1 protein-coding gene is annotated in these 250 nt (G+C 68.0%); it reads left to right on the top strand.

Annotated features, from left to right (window positions below):
* A partial coding sequence (locus tag NLU14_RS22585) for a hypothetical protein (protein ID WP_275710829.1) occupies positions 1-250 on the top strand: 250 nt, incomplete at both ends.

Genomic DNA, 250 nt, shown 5'->3' on the forward strand with positions numbered 1-250 from the left:
TCCGTTCGGCCCGGTCGGCAGCCCCAACCGCCTGCCCGGCATCAACGCCGCGGCGGCCGGCCAGGCGATCACGCTGTCGAGCTACAATTTCGCCGATGTCGGCCCCAACCATGTCGATGTGCTCAACACCCAATATCGCCTGCTCGGCGGCCTGCGGTTCAAGGCGCTCGGCTTCGAATGGGAGAGCGCCGCGCTCTATTCGGAAGCGCGCGTGCGCGACACGTCCGACGGCATCAGCCAGACCCTGCTC

The organism is Marinobacter iranensis (assembly GCF_029207565.1).
Lineage (GTDB): Bacteria > Pseudomonadota > Gammaproteobacteria > Pseudomonadales > Oleiphilaceae > Marinobacter > Marinobacter iranensis.